Raw genomic sequence first — 19,788 nt, forward strand, 5'->3', positions numbered from 1 at the left:
CGCCCCGGGTTTTCCGGAGGCCGTTACATTTGAGTCACGCGGCTATGGCTGGTTCATCCAGCATGGCGTAGTAGCGTTCCTCGGCTTCGGCCGGCGGATGTTGCCTATGAGCTCCAGCAGCCGGCGATTATTGAACCAGTCGACCCATTCGAGCGTAGCGAACTCGACGGCTTCGAAGTTGCGCCATGGTCCGCGTCGATGGAGCACCTCGGCCTTGTAGAGACCGTTGATCTTTCGGCGAGAGCATTGTCGTAGCTGTCGCCGACATTGCCTACCGAAGGCTCGACGCCGGCCTCCGCCAGGCGCTCGGTATATCGAATGCTGACATATTGGCTGCCTCTATCGCTAGGTGCATAAGCCCGCCGCGGTGGATCGGCCGCCGATTATGGAGTGCCTGTTCCAGAGCGTCCAGGACGAAGCTCGCATGCGCCGTCCGGCTCACCCGCCAGCCAACGATCCCGCGGGCATAGGTGTCGATGACAAAGGCGACATAGACGAAGCCCGTCCAGGTCGCGACGTAGGTGAAGTCGGAGACCCACAGCATGTTCGGCGCCGGGGCATGGAACTGGCGATTAAAGTGATCGAGAGGGCAAGGTGCGGCCTTGTCGCTCACCGTGGTGCGGATCGGATTGCCGCGGATGATGCCCTCAAGACCCATAGCCCTCACCAGGCGGGCAACCGTGCAGCGGGCGACGTCGAAGCCCTCGCGCTGCAACTGCCGCCAGACCTTGCGAACGCCGTAGACGCGGAAGTTCGCCTCGAACACGCGTCGAACCTCATCCTTCAAAGCCTCGTCCCGCTTCGCCCGAGCCGACAGCCGGGAGGGATCGATTCGCTTGGCGATATGGTCGTGGTAGGTCGACGGGGCGATCGGCAGCACCAACCAGCCGCACCGCACGGGTCCGGATTTCGGGAGAGAACTTGTTGGTCGTCTTGCTTGTCATGTGCGGTTCTTCGATCAACGCCATGGCGAAGAAGAAGGGCTGGGAGGAACGTGACGGTCTTTCTTTCGCTCGCCGTTCGGGTATGGTTACAAGCATGTCCCTGGTCACACCGCTATAGACATATTTCGACACGATCAAGTTGCGCCTGACGGCATCGTGGCCGCGGGTACGTTCCCAGTTCCCACCATGAGTAGGTAGTGAGGGTCGTGCTTTGGAGATGCACCAAATTCGATACTTCTTGGCAATCAGCGAAACCCTGAATTTGACCAAGGCAGCCGAGCAGTGCAACGTCACCCAGCCGTCCCTGTCACGCGCGATCAAGGGCCTCGAAACCGAGCTCGGTGGCGAGTTGCTGCGACGCGAGCGTGCGCTGTCGCATCTGACGGAACTCGGCCAGCGCATGCTGCCGATGTTGCGCCAGTGCTACCAATCAGCCCTTACGGCCAAGATGGTGGCTGCATCGATCAGCGAGGGCGAGGCCGCGCCCCTATCAGTTGCGGTCTCGCGGACCGTCGCGCTCAATCCCTTCACAACAATGCTGCGGGAGCTGTCGCGTGCTTTCCCGGGTCTGCAACTGCAGTTGCGTCGCGGCACGGGCGCCGAGGTCACCGAATACCTGAGATTGGGCACCGCAGAGCTGGCAATCGCCGGCCCGCTTAATGAGCCCTGGTCTCGCCTCGATGCTTTCCCGCTTTTCGAGGAACCATTTCACCTCGTCGTCAATCGAACTCACAGGCTCGCGGGCAGAGACAGAGTCGAGCTCAGGGATCTTGCCTCTGAGACCCTCGTGATCAACACCGAATGTGAGATGGTCGAAGAGCTCAAGACCCGCCTGGAAGCAAACGGCGTCGTCAACACTGCCAGGCACCAAGTGGCGACGCAAGAGGACCTGCTGGCCTTGGTCGACTCGAACCTTGGCGTCGCGATCATCCCCAATGCGACCTCGGACACGGCTGGCTTCCGCCGAATACCGCTGATGCGCCTGGAACTCGCACGCACTGTGTCAGCGTACACGGTTGCGGGTCGACGCCGCGCGGTCGCCTGTGCCACTCTGCTCAATCTGCTGCGCGCCGCCGACTGGAGCTTCGACGTACGACCGGCGCGGCAGAGGAGAGCTCATTGATGGCCGAACGCCCCATTGGTGAAATCCTCGAAGTCGCTTTCATCCGATGCCGCGATCTGGAGGCACCGCTGGCCGATCGGCTCCAGGCGTTCTCGGATGAAGTGCGGCGGCTGGGCCCGCATTTCGCTGAAGCGGTCGATGCCCTCGTCAACGGTCTCGTCGAAGCCGGCGCTGGCGCAACAGCGCCCCAGGTAGGGGAGCCGATGCCGGCATTCTTGCTGCCCGACGAGCAGGGGCGCCTGGTCCACCTGAACGATTTGCTCGGCGAAGGGCCGGTGGCGATCGCATTCAATCGCGGGCAATGGTGTCCGTATTGTCGCATCAATGTCGACGCGCTGGCCCGTGCTGAGGAACAGATCGCTACCGAACACCGACACGTCGCCGCGATCGTGCCTGATCGCACAAAGTTCGCTATGTGGCTCAAGTCCGACGCCAATGCGCCGTTTCCGGTTCTCACCGACATGGATAACGGCTATGCGATGTCCCTCGGCCTCGCGTTTTCCGTCGACGACGAGATGAAGCACATGATGATCAGCTCTGGATGGGATCCGTCGGTGTCTCAGGGCGCCAATGAATGGATGCTGCCGATCCCGGCCACCTTCATCGTCGGCACCGATGGGATCGTCCATGCGCGCTTCGTCGACCCGGACTACCGCACGCGTATGGCGACCGAGGACATGCTTGTGGCGCTGCGCTCTGCAAGATAGTTCGCGTCGCGATTCCACAGTCCGCACGGCCCCGCGTATGCCTATCTGAGCGTTGCGATCGCAAATGCTGGCTGAAGGATCGCGCGGCTGTGATCCAGATCCTCTGCAAGAAACCACCCGTAGACCATAGCAGCGAGCTATGGAATCCCCAGCAAATCGGCATTTTCAATCGCGTGAGCATCGCCATAGCATTTGGCTGCTTCCACCGATTAACCCGCAGGCGGTCTGGGCGGCGATAGGCATTTCGCGATGCAGTATCCTGAAAGCGTGAACATCCGTGGCTGACGACTATGCATCCGTAACCCAGCCGACGTCGGTGTGGCATCGAACCCGCAAGTGAGCCGCATCTGTTTGACGCGCTCGGCACGACGAAGGAGGACGCATGTGGCTGGAGAAGAGCACGACGCAAGGGAAACTTCCCTTTCACCAAAACTCAGAGTTGTCCAAGAACAAGTGAGAAGCCCAATGTCAGCATTTGTTTACACTTTCGATAACGATCACCATTGCGCCGATAAGGTTGGCACTTCTCAACGGGCAATGAAGATTAAAGAAAGTATGAATTGCAAACCGATTGTACGAATATCTCCTTCTGACCTAGACAATCTGTTGATGACCATGGAGGTCGAGTTCGTCAAGCTTTCTGAATGCGTGGTTGGTCCAGGCTGGAGATTGACGATGGCCACCACCAACGCTCCTGGCATCCACTATGACCTTATAGGGACGGGTCGGATGATTATCGGCCATCATACTCCTATCGATCTCCGGCCGCATACCTTAATCATTGTTCCTGCTGGGCAATCTTTTTGTATTGAGGGTGCTGACGATAAGCGGCATCCAGCAACTCTCACAATCACCGAGGAGAACGCCCGGACATCGGTTTCTGGAGCCCTGAGCAGATTCGCTGCAGGTAGAGGCGAGCCCAAGGTCATGCTGATCTGCGGGTACTTCCGTGCCACGTACGGCGCTTCAATAGATCTTTTCGGAACCCTCACGTGCCCGATTGTGGAACAATTTGGTGCAACGGACCAACTCGATCATAGGCTGAGTTCGGCGATGGACGAACTAGTTGCCCAGGAGGTCGGGACCGGCGCCATGACCGCAGCTTTAATGAAGCAAGTACTCGTTACTTTACTGAGACGATCACTTACAACCAAAAATCTATGGGTGGAACGATTCTCTATGTTAGGCGACCCACGGATCGCGCGTGCCTTTGCGGAGATGGTCACCCATCCAGAATTCCCGCACTCGGTAGAGAGCTTGGCGCGGACCGCTTGTCTTGGTCGATCCGTATTCATGGTTCGCTTCACTCGTCTGTTCGGGAAACCGCCTATGGCGACCCTTCGTGACCTAAGAATGCGCAAAGCCGTAGTCCTCCTGAAGAATAGCGGCCTATCGATCGACCAGATCGTCCATGGTGTGGGCTATACAAGTCGCAGCAGTTTCTCCCGCACCTTTCGGAAGATGCATGGTTGCGATCCTTCGAGGTACCGAGACATACAAGACATGGGCGATTCGTCATTCAATCCTTAGGATAGGACCTACTGGACTGCTTATTTGAGGGATGCCAAGTAGCACTTAACCAGCTTAACGGCATCCAACTGCGCCGGCCCATTCTGAATAAGGCGCTGACGGGGAACGAGTTTGGCGAGGGATGATGAAGCGGGTCTGGTCCAGATAAAGCGAACGGGAGCACTTCAATGAGTAAGCGCATGCCGCCGTTGATATAGGCTTCCCGACATCGAAGAGACGGTAAGTCCGAAGTCGGTTTCACGAGCGCCGGAAAAGCCGCTCCAATACTGCATTTGTAATGCGTTCGGAGCGGCTGTCCCCGAGCTGATAGACGCTCCCAAAGGTTAGGACCGAGGCCACAAACCTGCTGCGCAGGTCAGCGGGCAAATCATCTATCGACTTTTCCAGGATCTCTTGGATCGCGCCATCGGTCATCTCGCACTCCGGAGCAATTCCTTGCTGCAACCCTCGCTGAGCTCCACGATTTAACGTCACCTCGGCTCAGTGCGACGCGCCCGGGATGCTCGGCAAACATTGAGACGGCGACCGCCGCGGCTTCGCGGCGCACCGCAGATTACGTCGCGCTCGTGTCGCTCACGGGCGAACACGGATGACCGTTTTCCCCGCGCGCCGCTCGGTCGAGTTGAAGGCGGCGATCGCCTCGCCGAGGGTCGCGACTTTGCCGATGTTCGTCCGCAGCCGTCCGTCCCGCACCCGCTGGACGATCTCGCTCAGCTGGGCACGGTCGGACTCGACGACGAAATCGACCGCCAGGCCATCCACGGGCCGCGCGTCGGCCGGTCCGACGACGGTCACCAGCGTACCTCCGGCTCGGATCAGCGCCGCGGACCGTTTCTGCATGTCGCCGCCAATGACATCGAACACCAGATCGATGCCGCGCACGTCTTCCAGGGTGTCGTTCTCGAGGTCGACGAATTCATTCGCGCCGAAATCGAGCGCCTTCTGACGGTCGGCAGAGCGTCCGGTGCCAATGACGTAGGCGCCGGCCTCTCGTGCGAGCTGCGTCACCATCGACCCGACGGCCCCGGCCGCACCATGCGCAAGGACGCTCTGCCCCGCCTGAAGGCGGCCATGCTGAAACAGTCCCTGCCACGCGGTCAGGCCCGAGATCGGCAGGCTCGCGCCCACCGTGAACTCGACATCGCCCGGAAGTGGCGCGAGATTGCGCGCTTCCATCGCTACATACTCCGCGAGCGTGCCGTCGCGATGCCAGTCCGCGAGGCCGAACACCCGCTGACCGATTGAAAGCCCCGTGGTGCCGTAGCCGAGCGCAGTGACCACACCGGCCAGCTCATGGCCGAGGATCGACGGCGTCCGGTCGCGGAAGGCTCGATCGGCCCAGGTCGAGGGCCACTCCAGTTCGGTGTTGACGAATCCCGCCGCATGAACCTGTACGACGACATCGTTTATGGCAGCCTGCGGCTCGGGCCGCTCCACCAGCTTCATCCCGGCCGTTCCGGCAGCCTGATCCGTTACTACAATTGCTTTCATCGGAATTTCTCCTCGGTCATCTGTTGTTTGTTGAGATGGTCGGGCAACGTAGAGTCTCCCTCACGGACGAACGCGGATAATCGTCTTTCCCTTGCGTCGCTCGGTCGAGTTGAAGGTGGCGACGGCATCGTCGAGGGCCGCAATCTTACCGACGTTCGTTTGCAGTCGACCGTCTCGCACCCGCTGGATGATCTCGTTCAGTTGCGCGCGATCGGGCTCGACTACGAAATCCACCGTGAGGCCATCCACGGGCCGTGCTTCAGCCGGGCCCATGATGGTCGTCAGCGTTCCTCCGGGCCGCACCAGGCGCACGGAACGCTTCGCGATGTCACCGCCGATGACGTCGAATACCAGATCGACTGTACCGACGTCCTCCAAAGCGTCGTTCTCGAGATCGACGAATTCATTGGCGCCGAAGTCGAGCACCGACTGACGGTCGGCGGCGCGTCCGGTGCCGATGACGTAAGCGCCAGCCTCACGCGCAAGCTGGGTGACCATCGAACCGACGACGCCCGCTGCACCGTGTGAGATGATGCGCTGGCCGGCCTCGATCCGCCCGTGCTGAAACAGACCTTGCCATGCAGTCAGGCCGGACATGACCACGCTCGCACCGACTGTGAAATCGACGCCGCCGGGTAGTGGCGCGAGGTTTCGCGTTTCGACAGCCACATACTCCGCCAATGTGCCGTCCCGATACCAGTCCGTAAGGCCGAAGACCCGCTGTCCCAGCGATAGACCCGTCGTGCCATATCCGAGACCCGTGACCACTCCGGCCACCTCGTGCCCAGGGATCGACGGTGTTCGGTCGCGGAAGGCGCGATTGGTCCAGGTCGGGGGCCAGGTCAGCTCATCCCAAGTGAACCCCGAAGCATGAATCTGAACGACGACGTCATTGATCGCCGCCTGCGGCTCTGGCCGCGCCACCAGCTTCATCCCGGCCGTTCCTGCCGCCTGGTCGGATACCACGATCGCCTTCATCGGAATTGTCCTCAGTGATCAGCCTCTTTGGTGGGATGGTCCCGTCATCGGCTTGGTTGGCTCATGGGCGAATGCGGATGATCGTCTTTCCGCTGATCCGTTTGGTCGGATTAAATGCGGCGACGGCATCATCGAGCAACGCTATGTGGCCGATATTGGTTTGCAATCGGCCGTCCCGCACACGCTGGATGATTTCGCCCAATTGGGCGCGGTCCGCGACGAGAACAAAGTCCACCGAACGGCCGTTTGGAGGTCGCGCCTCGGTCGGTCCAGCGATGGTCACGAGCGTTCCTCCATCCCGGATCAACCCTGCTGACCGCGTGGCGACATCTCCGCCGATGACATCGAACGCCAGGTCGACGCGACCGACATCGTTCAAGACTTCATTCTCGAGATCGACGAATTCGCTGGCGCCAAGGTCGAGCGCCTTCTGGCGGTCGGCAGCGCGGCCGGTGCCGATGACGTAGGCGCCGAATTCGCGCGCGAGCTGCGTCGCCATCGAACCAACTGCGCCGGCGGCGCCGTGCACGAGGACGCTCTGTCCCGTCCGAAGACGGCCGTGCTGGAATAGCCCCTGCCATGCGGTCAGGCCCGGCATCGCCACGCTCGCCCCGACTGTGAAGTCGACATCGCCCGGTAGCGGCGCGAGATTGCGTGCCTCGATCGCTACATATTCGGCCAGTGTGCCGCCACGATAGGAGTCCGAAAGGCCAAATACCCGTTGTCCAACCGAGAGCCCGGTCGTGCCGTAGCCGAGAGACGCGACCACGCCGGCAACCTCCTGCCCCGGAATAGATGGAGTCCGGTCACGGTCGAGACGATCGGTCCACGTCGAGGGCCATATCAGCTCACCCGAAGTGAACCCCGACGCATGTACCTCGACGAGGACGTCGTTTATCGCCGCCTCTGGTTTGGGAACGTCGACCAACTTCATCCCGGACGTTCCGGAAGCCTGATCCGTAACAACGATTGCCTTCATCATCTGCTTTCCGGGATGAGAGATCTTGCGATCTTCTGAATTTCTCGCAGATAGCGGAAAATAGAGCGGCGAAAATCTGTCGTCTAATGACCGTCAGCTATGGAATCGATGCCACCAAAGGGCCGCGCGACAATTATGAACTCGATAAGGGCCGTCGTCCCGGCGCGATCGCGGCATAACGACCGTCATGAAGGGTGGCCGTCGATCCAGGGCGGTCCGGGCCTCGGGCGCTCACTCAAGGCTTGGAGGCGATACAGCCAGGTTCCGGAGCCACGCCGCGAACTATGTGGGAGAGGCTCGTTCCGACCGCACGCTTCACGCGAAGCAGCCAGGATTTCTTATCCGGCTGGGAGCCGTCGCGCAGCGTCACTGTTCCTGTCATTCCGGAGACGAGCGGCATGCCGGGCGGAACCCTATCAATAGCGATCCGGACCGGCACGCGTTGCGCCAGTCGCACCCACGTATAGACCGGGTCGATATTTGGAAGACCCTGAGGGCCGGCCGCAGCGTTCGATACGCTGACGCCTCGGGTGATCGTCGTTACATGACCCATCAGCGGGGCTGCGTAGCCCATCAGTTTGACTTCTGCGCGATCCCCAATGCACATCTGCGCTAACTTTGTCTCCTCGAAATAGCCGTCCACCCAGAAGCTGTCGGTATCGACGATCGAGATGTTGCTAACTCCTTCGTGCGCATAGTCGCCTACTCGTAGGAGAAGATTCGTGACATAGCCGTTGACCGGGCTGCGGACCTCGGTTCGCTTCAAGTTAACGGCTGCCTGGGCGACCTGTTCACGCGCAACGTCGACCGCGGCTTTAGCTTGTCGGGCGCTGCCCTCGAAGATCTGTTGCTGTTCTTTCGAGATCGACAGTTCCGACAACTGCTTCCGGCGTTCCGACTGCAACTCCTTTACATAGTTGTCGGCTTCTTTTTGTTCCAAAACTGCTTTGCTCAGGCGCAACGCAACATCGAAATCAAATGGCTCGATCTGATAGAGTACATCTCCCTTATGGACGAATTGGTTGTCGGAGACCCACAGCTTTGTGATCTGGCCGGACACGCGAGGTGCAACGCCCGCAACCTGAACTCGTACGCGCCCGTCGCGTGTCCAAGGCGCGACGACATACTGGTCCCACACCACGAGTGAGATCATCGCCGCGACAAGAAATATTGCCAACGTTGCAAGTCTGCGAGAAATCGGCAGAAGAGCTTGCGTGATGTTTGTTCGCCGTCCGACCGGTGGTGTGGCGAACGCGACGGAGATCTCTGGCCCGCAAGATTGACGTCCTCCGGATTTCGCACGTGCGACTGCGCTTAGCCCGACTGACACATCGCTCTCGGTCGATCCAGGCAACGTGGCGGATCCCGGTTCTTCTCGGTCGATCACCTTGTCTTGGCTGGCACCATCCATCAATTTTCCCTCAGAGAAACAAGGCAATCAGGCCCAGAATTGTGATGTAGAGGCTGAGTTCGGCAATCGCGGCATTGCTGAAGAGCCGCCAAAAACCGACAGTTCGCAGCAGCGGCTTCGTCAGAAGCACGACGAACAGAGCCGCAACCGCATAGGTCATGAAGGGTGCGACCAAGACCCCGCCAATAACCAAGTCGTGGAAGGAATGAGCCATCACGCGGTCTCACTAAGATGAGCACGTCGCCCTAGTGCCGCCTCAGCGTGATAGCTCGCGACCATTAGCGCGGCGCGGAGATCGGTAATCGAATGATTTGGCGGTGTTGCTTGGTTCAAGCGGTGGGCAATGGCACGAATTGCCCGCGGTTCACGCTTGTTGAACGCGGCGCGTACGTCTTCAACCAACCCCGCCAAGGGGCCGCCGGCGAGAGCCTTCAGCTTGGTGTCGCACAATCGGAGAATCGAGGATTGGTCGAAATGTGAAAGAACTTCGCCGATCGTCTCCGGATTTGTCCCTGTGGACAGGATTTGCCCAATCCTGACGGCGTCGCGAAACATCTCCTCCTCAGGCTCATGCCGACGGCCACGCGGGGGGCCCTGAGCAAAGTCTTCGCGGGACGACGTTAACATCCATCTTCGCCGCCTCTCCTGAGGGACTGGAGGTACAAGAAACTGCGTCGCCAACAACAAGGCGGGCGCAAGGCAAGCGAGGAGGAAGAAGAAGAGGTACGATTGCCCGTTGTAGGTCTGGGGGTTGGTCGGCGAGGCAATTACCAGGCTGTAGATAAGCGTAAATCGGCCAATCGCCGACATCAGGCGATTGGGCGATGATATCAGCAGCGCGGTGCCGATAATCAGCGGCGCTAGGCCGATGGCAAGGAGCGGAAACGCGTCGACGCCATCGAGGACGACAAACTCGAGAAGGCCAGCCAGAACACCGCCGACGGGCGCAGCCATGAGCGCGAGGGCAGTGGTTGCACGTGAATTGGGCGTTATCGCCCCGAGTCCCACGAACGTTCCAACGAGCGCCAACGAAGTGTTTGCCGCGGGCCAACCCGCATAGACGAGAAACACACTCGCCAACGCAACCCAGATCGCCGCGCGAACTCCAGACTCAATTGCCGCGCGGTGCGATCGATAGATCAGTCCACGCCATCGCCAGGAGGGACTCCCATCAGTGCGCAGGGCAGCGATGTTCTGTCGAACCTGATCGTCTCTTCTCAGCAATTCCTCAAGCGTCCAGGCCAACGGCACCGTCGCGTCTGCATCCGCTTGCTTCTTGACTCGCCACGCGCATGGCGACGGCTGGCGAGCCTTTTCGTCGCGGTCAAGCGCGTGCGCAATTCTTTTAGCGCTCGTCTGGTCTGCAATCACCGGAAGGACATCAAGACTTCGAGCGGCATGTAACTCGGCCACAAGCGCGGCGGCCACGTTCTGCGCCGCTACGCTTCTGGCCCGGCCGTTACTCGACTCAAACACCAGCGTCGCGATCTCTGGCCGAAGCGCGGCAATTTCGGCGAGCAGGGCAGCGGACGCCATTGGTTCCATCGGTTCGCCAAGGATCGCCGCTTTGGCGTGGTCGGCGATCCGGCGATGGATATCGGCCAGTTGCCCCAGTAGCTTGGTGTGACGATCCGGCGACCCCAGTAGGTCGTTGACGATCGCAACGGATGCAATTGCGATGAGAATTGCCGCGCCGCGCATCATACCCGCCTCGAACACGTGCCCGGGATTGTCGATTTCCTGGATCGCAACCAGAGCAACGGTGAAGCCCGACAGGACCGCCGCGTAGGCCCGATTGCCGTCGAGCATTCCTGCGGCGTAGACGCAGAGACCTATCCAGCCGGCATAGGCGATCAAGAGAAGATCGCGCGACTGGGAGAAAAGCCCGGTTAGGGCAATAGAAGCGGCCACGCCGATTGTCGTTGCCAGGACACGAAAGACTGCCTTGCCCAGTGCCTGGCCGCGCGTTGGTTCGGCGATGATCGCAACTGTTACCATCGCCATCGACGGCATCTCGATCGAGAGCCAGAAGCTTACATACAAGGCCAGAACCGCCGCCAGCCAGGTTCGGCCGGCAAAAGCCCAGGCGGCGAGAGGAAACCCTAACGGACGGAGCTTCATCTGTTCAGGCAGCGTCAAACACAACTACTCCCCGATTCGGGTTTCTCGCCCTGCGGCGAACCGCGGCCGTTGCCGCCTTGGGAAAGCGGCCCTTAATTTCTTGTAAGATCCTCGACCAGCATTGCCGTGCCGTGGCGTACGAGCGCCTGCGTCGGCGCGTTCGTGTTTCCGCTGGTGATGTTTGGCAGGATGGAGGCGTCAATGACGCGGAGACGGTCGATCCCGCGGACCCGAAGTCTTGCGTCAACCACTGCCCGTGCGTCCTGCCCCATACGGCACCTACCAACTGGGTGCCACATTGTCGTCACGACCCGCTTTGCCCATTCGGCAATCTCTCCGTCCGATTGGACGTTCGGACCAGGGTCCAGCTCTTCCTCGATCACCGACGCCAATGAACCTTGGGCCATGACCTCGCGGATTGCCCGCACCGATTGCACGGCCGACCTCAAGTCGTCTTCTTCCCCGATGAAATTCGGATTGATCAGCGGCGTCGACGTCGGGTCACTGTCGGCAAGCCGAACCCAGCCGCGACTCTTGGGCCGAAGCACCACGAGTTCGAATGTGATGCCGGACCTATCGCCTGTCGGAGCAAGCCCTTCGTTAGCAATAATGGGGGCGTGATAGCATTGAATCGTCGGGTCTGCGGTGAAGTCCGAAGGGTTCCAGTGGGTAACCGTTTCGATGCCGTTGCCGGCCGCGGGACCATCCTTGGTAACGAGATAACGCAGGCCCGCCTTTATGGTGCCGAGACCATGGGCGGTCGCTTGATAACCGAGATCACCCTTTACGTAGGCGCGGACCGGGACCATTGCGTGGTCTTGCATATTTTCCCCGATTTCCGGGGAATCGACGATCACCGCAATCCCATGCTGGCGCAGTTGCGCGGCCGGACCGACGCCGGAATGCATCAAAATGTTAGTGCTGTGAACGGACCTGGCCGAAAGCACGACCTGGTCGGTCGTGATTGTCTCCAGATCGCTCAACTCGACGTCAACCGCGCGGGCATTGTCGATGAGAATGCGGATGACGGTCTTGTTGGTGAAAAGGGCCACGCGGCCCGAGGCGAGGTGTGGGCGCAAAATATGCGTCGACCGCGCTGCACCGTCGCTGATTTCCGACCGCAGAGTGCACCGGCGAACACCAATCGAGCTCGTGCCGTTATAGTCCGGATTGAAAGGAACGCCGTATTCCTGGAACGCCTTGAGACAATACTGGTTCAGTGCGTTGATGCCCTTGGGCTGCTGGACCGCGAGTCCGCCGTTGATGCCGTGGAATTTATCGTGGAAGGTGTCGTTGCTTTCCTGCACCATGAAGACGGGAAGCAGATCCTCATACGACCACTTGCCGGTGTCGCCCACGGCGTCTTGCCAAGCCGCGTAATCACGGCTCTGGCCACGGACGTATGCCATCGCATTGACCGAAGAGCCCCCGCCCAACACCTTTCCCGAGCGATAGGCGCGCTTGATGCCGTGCTGAGGAACAGTCTCGTATTTCCAGACATTTCTGCCATGCGCGAGCATGTTGGCGAAGCCGGCTGGAATGTGAATTAACGGATCGTGGTCCACGTTGCCCGCTTCGATCAAGGCGATCGATGCGTCGGTATGTTCAGCGAGATAACTTGCAACGACGCAGCCGGCGGCGCCCGCGCCGACAATGACAATATCGAAGGCGTCATCGGACATTATTGTCTTCCCTATTTGTGCCGTTTGGATCGTTCGGTAAATGGAAGCGGCGCACATCTCCGTGCCGGCCGTTGGAAGCGTTCTGGCCATCTAGCTGAGAAAGTGACGTTCCAACGCCAGCGAGGGAAATCACCTCTCGCCATAGAGTCGATAGACGGCCGTTATTGCCGTGCGCTGCCGAATGCGAAGCGGCGCCTTGCGTGCAAACGGGATCAACTCGCGAAGGCGAGGGAGACAGGCACCGCGCCATTCCCCGGCACTATCAAAACGATACGCAGCGGCAATTGGAACAGGTGGTCGGGCGCCGGGATCAACAACCGCCCCTGCGCGCGGACCATCGCCTCTACTTCAGCGTAGCCAGATAGGCAACGAGGTCCGCTCGGTCCTCGGAATTCTTCAGCCCCGCATAGGGCATTCTGTTTCCGGGAACGACTTTTTGTGGTGATTCCAGATACGCATCGAGGATCTTCACGTCCCACACGATGTCGGACTTCTTCATCGCATTGCTGTAGCGGAATCCGGCAACCGAACCGGCCTTCCTGCCGATGACGCCTCCCAGACCTGGCCCAACACGATTGGCATGATCCGTCGCGTGGCATGCAGCACAGGCCTTGAAGACGACCTTTCCGTGCTCCACGTCCTGCGCATAGCCTCGGTTCGCTGTCACGTCGGCAAGCCCGACAACCATTATAAACACGGCAATATTGCCAACGCCTTTCATAGAGAATGCCCTTCGTGGATGACGATTAGAGGTGGCGCGGCCGCGCGACGTAATCATTGAGGTCATCGCCAAGGCGAAGCGCCAGCGCTCCAAGCGGACCTGTGGGATTGTAGCCGGCGTTAAAGGGATAGACGGATGCACCGACGACAAAGAGGTTCTCCGCATCCCAGTGCTGCAGATGAGGGGAGACGACGCTGGTCAGGGGGTCGCTTCCCATGATCGTGCCGCCAGTAATATGGGTCGTTTGATAGACGCGGCTATCATAAGGTCCCGTCCGGGGAGCTGTCGGCGGCGCGATGTCCGCGCCCGTCGCTTTTGCGATCTCATCGATCTTTTTCGACAAATAGACCGACATCTTGCGTTCGTTCTCGCGTACGTCGAACGTCATGCGAAGGAGCGGCTGTCCATAGGCATCGACATAGGTCGGATCGAGATCGACGTAGTTCTCACGATGCGGATACCAGCTTCCATGGGCTGATATGCTGAAATTGTGCGCATACCAATCGGCGTTGGCTTTCTTCCAAGTCGAGCCCCATTTCGGGGTGCCCGGAGGCACTGCCCGGCTTGTAATCGGCCGCCCGTTCGTCACGTTGGCGTAGATGTAGCCACCGCCAAGGAAGCCGAGGCCGCTATGGTCGAAATTGTCGCCGTTGAATTCGTCGATCACCGTTTGTGAGGCACCGGACGCCAGGAACGGATTAATCCAGCGGTCTTTGAAGAAGACGCGCGTCCCGGACATCGTCTGGTGGCAGAAATTCTTGCCGACCACGCCGTTGCCGGTCTTCGGATTGTAAGCCGCACCGATGCCTGCCATCAGCAAAAACTTGGTATTCGACATCGTGAAGGAAGAGAGTACGACAACGTCTGCCGGCTGTTCGTACTCCTCGCCGCTTACGCGATCGATGTAGCGAACGCCTTTTACGCGCTTTGCCTTCTTGTCATAAAGAATGTCGAGAACGTGCGTTTGCAGCCGTAACTCGAAGCCCTTGCGCTGTCTTAGCATGGGGTAGAGCAAGACCTCCGGGCTCGCCTTCGCGTTGGCCTCGCAGATGAAGCGCTCGCAATGGCCACAGAACTGACATTGGCCAAGCTGCATGCCATCGGGATTGGAGTAGGCGGCCGGAGAGTTCGCCGCCGGCATCGGAAACGGCTTGTAGCCGAGCTTTTTGGCTGCCTCGCTGAAGATCACGCCCGCCTCAGTGATGGGCAATGGCTTTTGCGGATATTCGTTCTTCCTTGGAGCCTCGAACGGATTTCCCCCGGCCTGCACCTTGCCGCCAAGATTGCCAGCCTTGCCGGCGATCCCGAACAGCTTTTCGAACTGATCGTGATACGATTCCAACTCAGCATAAGTGACGCCCCAATCCTGGATCGCCATGTCCGCCGGAATCGCTTTCTTCCCATACCGGCTTTCGAGATGGGTGCGCAGGGCGGGATCATGTTCGCCCCAGCGCCAGGTCTGACCGTTCCAGTGATTGGCGGCGCCACCCATTCCTTCGCCTGATTTGAAAGCCTGGACGCGGCGTATCGGCAAGGCCGCTTCGCCGCCATTGTGGCGGAGCGTGTAAGTCTGGACGGACCAGTCCTGAAAGAGCTCGCCGTGTACGTCCCAACGCAGCTCATCACGCTGCGACGGCAGGCTGGTGGCAGCGGTATGGGTCCGGTCGATCCCCCGTTCGAGGACGACGACGTCGACGCCTTTGGCAGTTAGCTGGCGGGCGGCAAGCGCCGCGGTAAATCCTCCGCCGACGAACACGACAGCGCGGCGTTTCAAGCGTGTAGCCATGATATCCTCTCAAGCGAAGTCGGCGATGGATTTCGGGTCAGCAGCGCCTGGAAAGGGCTTGCCGCGGAAATCGATCATGTCTTGGGAATGAACCGCAGGCAGACCCGGATAGCCAATTGCCTTCCAGAAAATCTTGCCGACATTGCCGCCGTAGATGGGGTCGGCAAAGCACGCTTGCTCAAACAGCGGATAGAGGAGTTCGTTGAACCATGTCGAGAGATGGATGCGCTCGTCCACCACCTTCCCCTCGGCAATTTCATGGAGAAAATGGTCGGCAGCGCTCTCATCGAGTTCGCTAAAACTCTTGCCATTCTGTTTTCGGCAGGCCGCATCTGCGGCAGCGAGCCCTGCCTTGAAAAACTGCTCGGGCGTGAGCGGCGATTGATACCCAAGCTGAGGCTTACCCTCGTGCCAGGGGCCGCGCATATAAAGACGCGCGCCCTTGCCGAAGCTGCCTGCCATTTGTCGATCGATATAGACAGCAAGCCCGCAATCGACGCCACCTGGTGTTAAAGCGTCGGCAGGACACATGACATTGACAATCGCCTCGACCAGGCCCGCCTCGTCAGGGCCGAACGATAGATATCCGAGTGTTGGCGACGGCAGCCTCGCTGAAGGAATACTCGCGGAAGCATCTCCGGCCTGGGAGGAGGAGACAGGCTCGGATGCTTCCGCGAGAGCCGCGGTCGTCGCGGTTGAACCTACGAGAATGGCCGGAGCGAGCGAAGCGGCTCCGGTGGCGGCTGCCACGCCGAGGAAGCCCCGACGGTTCGGATGAAGAAATTTGTCGCTCTGATCATTGCTCATTGGCGTTGCGGTTCACTTTCTTGGTCGTGGCAAAACCACGTGATCCCATAACGGACTCTAGCCCATGCATGGCGCGGAGGCTCCACGCGGCAGTCTGAATGAAGCGTTGACCGCCTGTGCTCAGCCGGCCAATCGTTGTCAGGATCGGACGGGACGGGCGGAATTAGAAATTCCCTTTGGACATGCTTTCGATAGGCGCCAGGTATCGTCGTTCGAACCCTTGCCTGATCTGTCGCGGGCCATCTCAAACTCGTCGATCTCTGGATTTTTCCGGACAAGCCCACTGCGATTGGGGCGCTTGTTATGTGTCTGGACGAACGGCGACGGATTGTGGATTAGCGGCGCGATTTGCCGCCGTATTTTTAGTCCGCGGCGGCGCACGGCCCGCGGCACTCCCGTCAGGCCCTTTAAGGATGAACGCGTCGATGGACAATCTGACTGCAACGCTGTCCGATACCGACAACAGCCTCATTCGATCCGGTGTGGGCGAGGGACTGTCCCGCCGTCAAAAGGCGATCCCGTGCCGCTGGCTGTATGACGAGCGGGGCTCACTGTTCGAAGACATCACGCGCCTTGAAGACTACTATCCTACGCGAGCGGAGCCATCGATCCTGCGGACGCGGCAACTCGTGTTGCCCGTAGGTGGGATCAAGGAGAAGGTTGTCGCCGCTGCAGCTGCAGGTTTGACTCGCGTGCTTCCACCCGCCCGCAACCGACGCGACTTCGATGATATCCCCGCCGGCGCTCGAGATAAGCTCGAGTTCGTTTGGCTTGAACGTGTCGACGACGCAATAGCAGCGGCGTTGGAGGAGATTGCAAATCCAGCCGCGTCGGCGACAGATGTGGCGACGCAGTCCCAGCAGGTGCCGCTTGCCGCGCGGCGGGCGCAGTGATGATCCGCCCCTGAATCACCGGCGCCGCTGCGCCAGGATGGGTCGATCGAATGCTCCGCGAGGGATCAACGCGAGGTGTCCCTGACGAAACGTCGGCATTAGCTCCGGTGGATTCATTGAGTTTTGCCCGTCATCGCGACGCTCAGCCAGACTATTCATGTTGCGGCTGAATATATCAAATTCGGCGGCAACCACTACTCCATCGACCGCAACTGGGTGATTGTCTAGCGTCTTCAATTGAAGGCAACGAAGACTAAACCGATCAAATCCCAGATCAGGTTGGAGCGCGGAACGGCCCTTCGCCCAGTTGCAGTAGGCTGCCTGCGTGAGATGGCATCGACCCGCTGTCCCAGAGCCAAGCTGATGTGGGCCCGAGCATCATAGAGGCTTCCGGACGTGGCAGGCGAGCCGTTCTGGCGTATATCGCGACAAGATCTCGACAAGTTGATGACGACCTTGGACGTCACCTTCGTCAGGCTGTCGGAATGCGCGCTTGCGGCGGACGCTCACCTGGCGCTTGCCCGCGCGGCGGCTCCGACCATCCATTACTGCCTTCGGGGCACCGGATTTATCCTCCTTGACAATGAAGCGCCCATACGCCTGACACCTCACACACTGGTGATTGTCCCCCCTGGCCAAGCTGTCACGATCACTGCGTCGGAGCATCCGATAGCGCCGCGGAATGGGGGCAAACACGGAGTGGGCGGATCCACACTAGGCTCTTCGCAGCGGCACAGCATTGGAGAGGGAGAGCCGAAACTGGTGCTCGCATGCGGGCCCTTTCGCGCGCACTACGGTCCGGCGCTCGACTTGTTCGCTTCTCTCGCGACGCCCATTGTCGAAGAATTCGACGTGCACGACCAACTCGACCAGGTTATGGCTTATGCAATGGCAGAGCTTACGGCCCAGGACGTTGGTGGGGGGCCCATGTCGACGGCACTGCTGAAACTTGTCCTCATCACCTTACTTCGGCGATGCCTGGTGTCGACGAACGCGTGGGTCGAACGGTTTACAAACTTAAGCGATCCGCCGATCGCACGAGCTTTTGCCGAAATGGCCTCGCGCCCGTCCGCGGCGCACACCGTTCAGAGCCTCTCTCACGCTGTCGGTCTCAGCCGATCTGCTTTCATGGCGCGTTTTTCCGCCGCCTTCGGAGAGTCGCCGATGTCATTGCTTCGCCGGGTGCGGATGCGTCACGCAGCGGATCTGCTTGCGGCAAACGCGCTGTCTATCGATCAAGTTGCGTTGAATGCCGGTTACCAGAGCCGTAGCAGCTTCACGCGTGCTTTCCGCAGACAACATGGTGATGACCCGTCTGAATACCGTGCCAAGGCGCAGCGACCTCCGTTTGTCAGTTCGACGACAGCCGATGACGTGATCGAGGAATCGGATGCAGCCTAAGCTGGACTTCAAGCGGCGGGTGCATAGATGCAGTCATTGCGCGATGCGCTTCGTGCAATTTCCATCCGTCGTTTCGATCGGTATCGGACGGCTCGAAACTCAAACTATTAAGGTGGACGGCAAGATTACGCGGGCAACGCAAACGCTCTCGGGTGTGGCGGCGTCATGGAGCTCAAAGAAGACGTTCGGCAATCCTGCGGCGGAGAACTTTTAAGTCATTCGCGAAAACGCGAATACCCTCCGCCAGCTTCTCGGTCGCCATGGCGTCTTCGTTCATGATCCACCGAAAGGTTGTTTCGTCCATCGGCCCTTCGGGGGCTAGGTGTTTTAGGTCGACGGCGTCTTCGCTCACGAACCAATGGCAGATTTCGTCTTCCGCCGTTCGCAAGGAACGTGGCTCCGGGGCCGTGGGCGCCAGGACACGTTTGATCCGGCCTTCTTCGGAAGCAAGGGCATCCATAAGGGCCGGCGCGATCGTAAGGCGATCGCATCCGGCCAACGCTTCGATTTGGCCAGTGTTACGGAACGACGCGCCCATGACGATCGTCTCGATTCCGTTTGATTTGTAGTAGCCGTAGATGTCCCGCACGGATCGAACTCCAGGGTCCTCGTCGGCAGTGAAGTCCCTTCCGGAGGACTTCTTGTGCCAATCATAGATGCGGCCTACGAATGGCGAGATCAGGAAGGCACCTGCCTCGGCGCTGGCGATTGCCTGTGCACGGTTCAATAGCAACGTCATGTTGCATTTCACGCCTTCGCCTTGGAGGATCTGTGCAGCGCGTATGCCCTCCCATGTCGAAGCGAGTTTGATAAGAACGCGCTCGGGTTCGATGCCACGTTGCTTGTAGGCTTCGATGATCTGACGCGCTCTTGCGACTGATGCCCCGATGTTGAACGAGAGGTTCGCATCCACTTCGGTCGACACGTAGCCTGGCACGAGTCGCAACAGTTCGACACCGATGGACACAGCGAGCCGATCGGCCGTCGCTGCAGCAAGTCGCGCACCGTCGCCGCTCTGGCTCCGTCCCCAGGCCAACGCTTCATCGACAACATTCCCGTACTCCGGAGTGTCAATGGCCTTCAGAACTATCGTTGGATTCGTCGTGCAATCGGTCGGCTTGAGACGTGCGACCGCCGCGAAATCTCCGGAGTCAGCGACGATCGTGGTCATTGTGCGGAGCTGATCAAGTTTTGACGCCAAGGCCGTCTTCCTC

At 59.9% G+C, this 19,788-nt stretch carries 17 protein-coding genes and 1 pseudogene; 5 read left to right on the top strand and 13 right to left on the bottom strand.

Annotated elements, in window-relative coordinates; genetic code table 11:
* Window positions 1-34: 34 nt before the first annotated feature.
* Window positions 35-880 (bottom strand): annotated as a pseudogene (locus LB545_RS09510) (IS3 family transposase); the annotation flags it as partial.
* Between the two features lie 281 nt (window positions 881-1,161).
* On the opposite strand from LB545_RS09510, the gene LB545_RS09515 reads away from it, so the two are divergent.
* From LB545_RS09515 to LB545_RS09525, 3 genes are all read left to right on the top strand, one after another.
* On the top strand, window positions 1,162-2,067 hold the full coding sequence (locus tag LB545_RS09515) for a LysR family transcriptional regulator (RefSeq protein ID WP_224704938.1): 906 nt from the start codon (window positions 1,162-1,164) through the stop codon (window positions 2,065-2,067).
* Window positions 2,067-2,774: a peroxiredoxin-like family protein gene (locus LB545_RS09520; RefSeq protein WP_140581493.1), complete on the top strand. Its 708-nt coding sequence runs from the start codon at window positions 2,067-2,069 to the stop codon at window positions 2,772-2,774. Before LB545_RS09515 ends, LB545_RS09520 begins: the two co-directional genes overlap by 1 nt.
* Before the next feature lie 465 nt (window positions 2,775-3,239).
* Entirely contained in the window at window positions 3,240-4,304 is a 1,065-nt protein-coding gene (locus tag LB545_RS09525) for a helix-turn-helix domain-containing protein (RefSeq protein ID WP_210239512.1), read from the top strand.
* A gap of 237 nt (window positions 4,305-4,541) precedes the next feature.
* Here LB545_RS09525 and LB545_RS09530 read toward each other — a convergent pair whose 3' ends face one another.
* The 11 genes from LB545_RS09530 to LB545_RS09580 form a co-directional block, all read right to left on the bottom strand.
* Window positions 4,542-4,718 (bottom strand): hypothetical protein, encoded by a 177-nt coding sequence (locus tag LB545_RS09530; protein ID WP_181171891.1) that lies wholly within the window; start codon window positions 4,716-4,718, stop codon window positions 4,542-4,544.
* 159 nt (window positions 4,719-4,877) lie between these two features.
* Window positions 4,878-5,795: an NADP-dependent oxidoreductase gene (locus LB545_RS09535; protein ID WP_140581490.1), complete on the bottom strand. Its 918-nt coding sequence runs from the start codon at window positions 5,793-5,795 to the stop codon at window positions 4,878-4,880.
* Window positions 5,796-5,855: 60 nt separating this feature from the next.
* Window positions 5,856-6,773, bottom strand: a complete 918-nt coding sequence (locus tag LB545_RS09540) for an NADP-dependent oxidoreductase (protein WP_140581487.1) — start codon at window positions 6,771-6,773, stop codon at window positions 5,856-5,858.
* 61 nt (window positions 6,774-6,834) lie between these two features.
* Window positions 6,835-7,752, bottom strand: a complete 918-nt coding sequence (locus LB545_RS09545; protein WP_140581877.1) for an NADP-dependent oxidoreductase — start codon at window positions 7,750-7,752, stop codon at window positions 6,835-6,837.
* 235 nt (window positions 7,753-7,987) lie between these two features.
* Complete coding sequence (locus LB545_RS09550; RefSeq protein WP_140581484.1) at window positions 7,988-9,163, bottom strand: HlyD family secretion protein; 1,176 nt, start codon at window positions 9,161-9,163, stop codon at window positions 7,988-7,990.
* A 10-nt stretch (window positions 9,164-9,173) separates the two neighbouring features.
* Complete coding sequence (locus tag LB545_RS09555) at window positions 9,174-9,377, bottom strand: DUF1656 domain-containing protein (protein WP_140581481.1); 204 nt, start codon at window positions 9,375-9,377, stop codon at window positions 9,174-9,176.
* Complete coding sequence (locus LB545_RS09560; RefSeq protein ID WP_140581478.1) at window positions 9,377-11,302, bottom strand: FUSC family protein; 1,926 nt, start codon at window positions 11,300-11,302, stop codon at window positions 9,377-9,379. The genes LB545_RS09555 and LB545_RS09560 overlap by 1 nt, the downstream gene beginning before the upstream one ends.
* A 74-nt stretch (window positions 11,303-11,376) precedes the next feature.
* The gene (locus LB545_RS09565) at window positions 11,377-12,966 is read right to left on the bottom strand and encodes a GMC family oxidoreductase (protein WP_210239511.1); all 1,590 of its coding nucleotides are present in this window, start codon (window positions 12,964-12,966) and stop codon (window positions 11,377-11,379) included.
* A gap of 343 nt (window positions 12,967-13,309) precedes the next feature.
* Entirely contained in the window at window positions 13,310-13,687 is a 378-nt protein-coding gene (locus LB545_RS09570; protein WP_140581475.1) for a c-type cytochrome, read from the bottom strand.
* Window positions 13,688-13,712: 25 nt separating this feature from the next.
* Window positions 13,713-15,473, bottom strand: a complete 1,761-nt coding sequence (locus tag LB545_RS09575) for a GMC family oxidoreductase (protein ID WP_140581472.1) — start codon at window positions 15,471-15,473, stop codon at window positions 13,713-13,715.
* A gap of 9 nt (window positions 15,474-15,482) precedes the next feature.
* Window positions 15,483-16,280: a gluconate 2-dehydrogenase subunit 3 family protein gene (locus LB545_RS09580; RefSeq protein ID WP_140581469.1), complete on the bottom strand. Its 798-nt coding sequence runs from the start codon at window positions 16,278-16,280 to the stop codon at window positions 15,483-15,485.
* Between the two features lie 425 nt (window positions 16,281-16,705).
* On the opposite strand from LB545_RS09580, the gene LB545_RS31180 reads away from it, so the two are divergent.
* Window positions 16,706-17,173 (top strand): L-histidine N(alpha)-methyltransferase, encoded by a 468-nt coding sequence (locus tag LB545_RS31180; protein ID WP_181171892.1) that lies wholly within the window; start codon window positions 16,706-16,708, stop codon window positions 17,171-17,173.
* 396 nt (window positions 17,174-17,569) lie between these two features.
* Window positions 17,570-18,574, top strand: coding sequence for an AraC family transcriptional regulator (locus LB545_RS09595; protein ID WP_140581466.1), 1,005 nt, complete (start codon window positions 17,570-17,572; stop codon window positions 18,572-18,574).
* 172 nt (window positions 18,575-18,746) lie between these two features.
* Here LB545_RS09595 and tal read toward each other — a convergent pair whose 3' ends face one another.
* A complete protein-coding gene (gene tal / locus LB545_RS09600; protein ID WP_140581463.1) occupies window positions 18,747-19,775 on the bottom strand; it encodes a transaldolase in 1,029 nt (342 codons plus the stop codon).
* Window positions 19,776-19,788: the final 13 nt, after the last annotated feature.

Source organism: Mesorhizobium sp. BR1-1-6 (assembly GCF_020165355.1).
Lineage (GTDB): Bacteria > Pseudomonadota > Alphaproteobacteria > Rhizobiales > Rhizobiaceae > Mesorhizobium.

Excerpts from the sequence above, each read along its gene's own strand:
- LB545_RS09525 (WP_210239512.1), top strand. The coding sequence starts at position 3,240 with ATGTCAGCATTTGTTTACACTTTCGATAACGATCACCATTGCGCCGAT.
- LB545_RS09580 (WP_140581469.1), bottom strand. The coding sequence starts at position 16,280 with ATGAGCAATGATCAGAGCGACAAATTTCTTCATCCGAACCGTCGGGGC.
- LB545_RS09555 (WP_140581481.1), bottom strand. The coding sequence starts at position 9,377 with ATGGCTCATTCCTTCCACGACTTGGTTATTGGCGGGGTCTTGGTCGCA.
- LB545_RS09540 (WP_140581487.1), bottom strand. The coding sequence starts at position 6,773 with ATGAAGGCGATCGTGGTATCCGACCAGGCGGCAGGAACGGCCGGGATG.
- LB545_RS09565 (WP_210239511.1), bottom strand. The coding sequence starts at position 12,966 with ATGTCCGATGACGCCTTCGATATTGTCATTGTCGGCGCGGGCGCCGCC.
- LB545_RS09575 (WP_140581472.1), bottom strand. The coding sequence starts at position 15,473 with ATGGCTACACGCTTGAAACGCCGCGCTGTCGTGTTCGTCGGCGGAGGA.
- LB545_RS09520 (WP_140581493.1), top strand. The coding sequence starts at position 2,067 with ATGGCCGAACGCCCCATTGGTGAAATCCTCGAAGTCGCTTTCATCCGA.
- LB545_RS09545 (WP_140581877.1), bottom strand. The coding sequence starts at position 7,752 with ATGAAGGCAATCGTTGTTACGGATCAGGCTTCCGGAACGTCCGGGATG.
- LB545_RS09515 (WP_224704938.1), top strand. The coding sequence starts at position 1,162 with ATGCACCAAATTCGATACTTCTTGGCAATCAGCGAAACCCTGAATTTG.
- LB545_RS09530 (WP_181171891.1), bottom strand. The coding sequence starts at position 4,718 with ATGACCGATGGCGCGATCCAAGAGATCCTGGAAAAGTCGATAGATGAT.
- LB545_RS09535 (WP_140581490.1), bottom strand. The coding sequence starts at position 5,795 with ATGAAAGCAATTGTAGTAACGGATCAGGCTGCCGGAACGGCCGGGATG.
- LB545_RS31180 (WP_181171892.1), top strand. The coding sequence starts at position 16,706 with ATGGACAATCTGACTGCAACGCTGTCCGATACCGACAACAGCCTCATT.
- LB545_RS09570 (WP_140581475.1), bottom strand. The coding sequence starts at position 13,687 with ATGAAAGGCGTTGGCAATATTGCCGTGTTTATAATGGTTGTCGGGCTT.
- LB545_RS09550 (WP_140581484.1), bottom strand. The coding sequence starts at position 9,163 with ATGGATGGTGCCAGCCAAGACAAGGTGATCGACCGAGAAGAACCGGGA.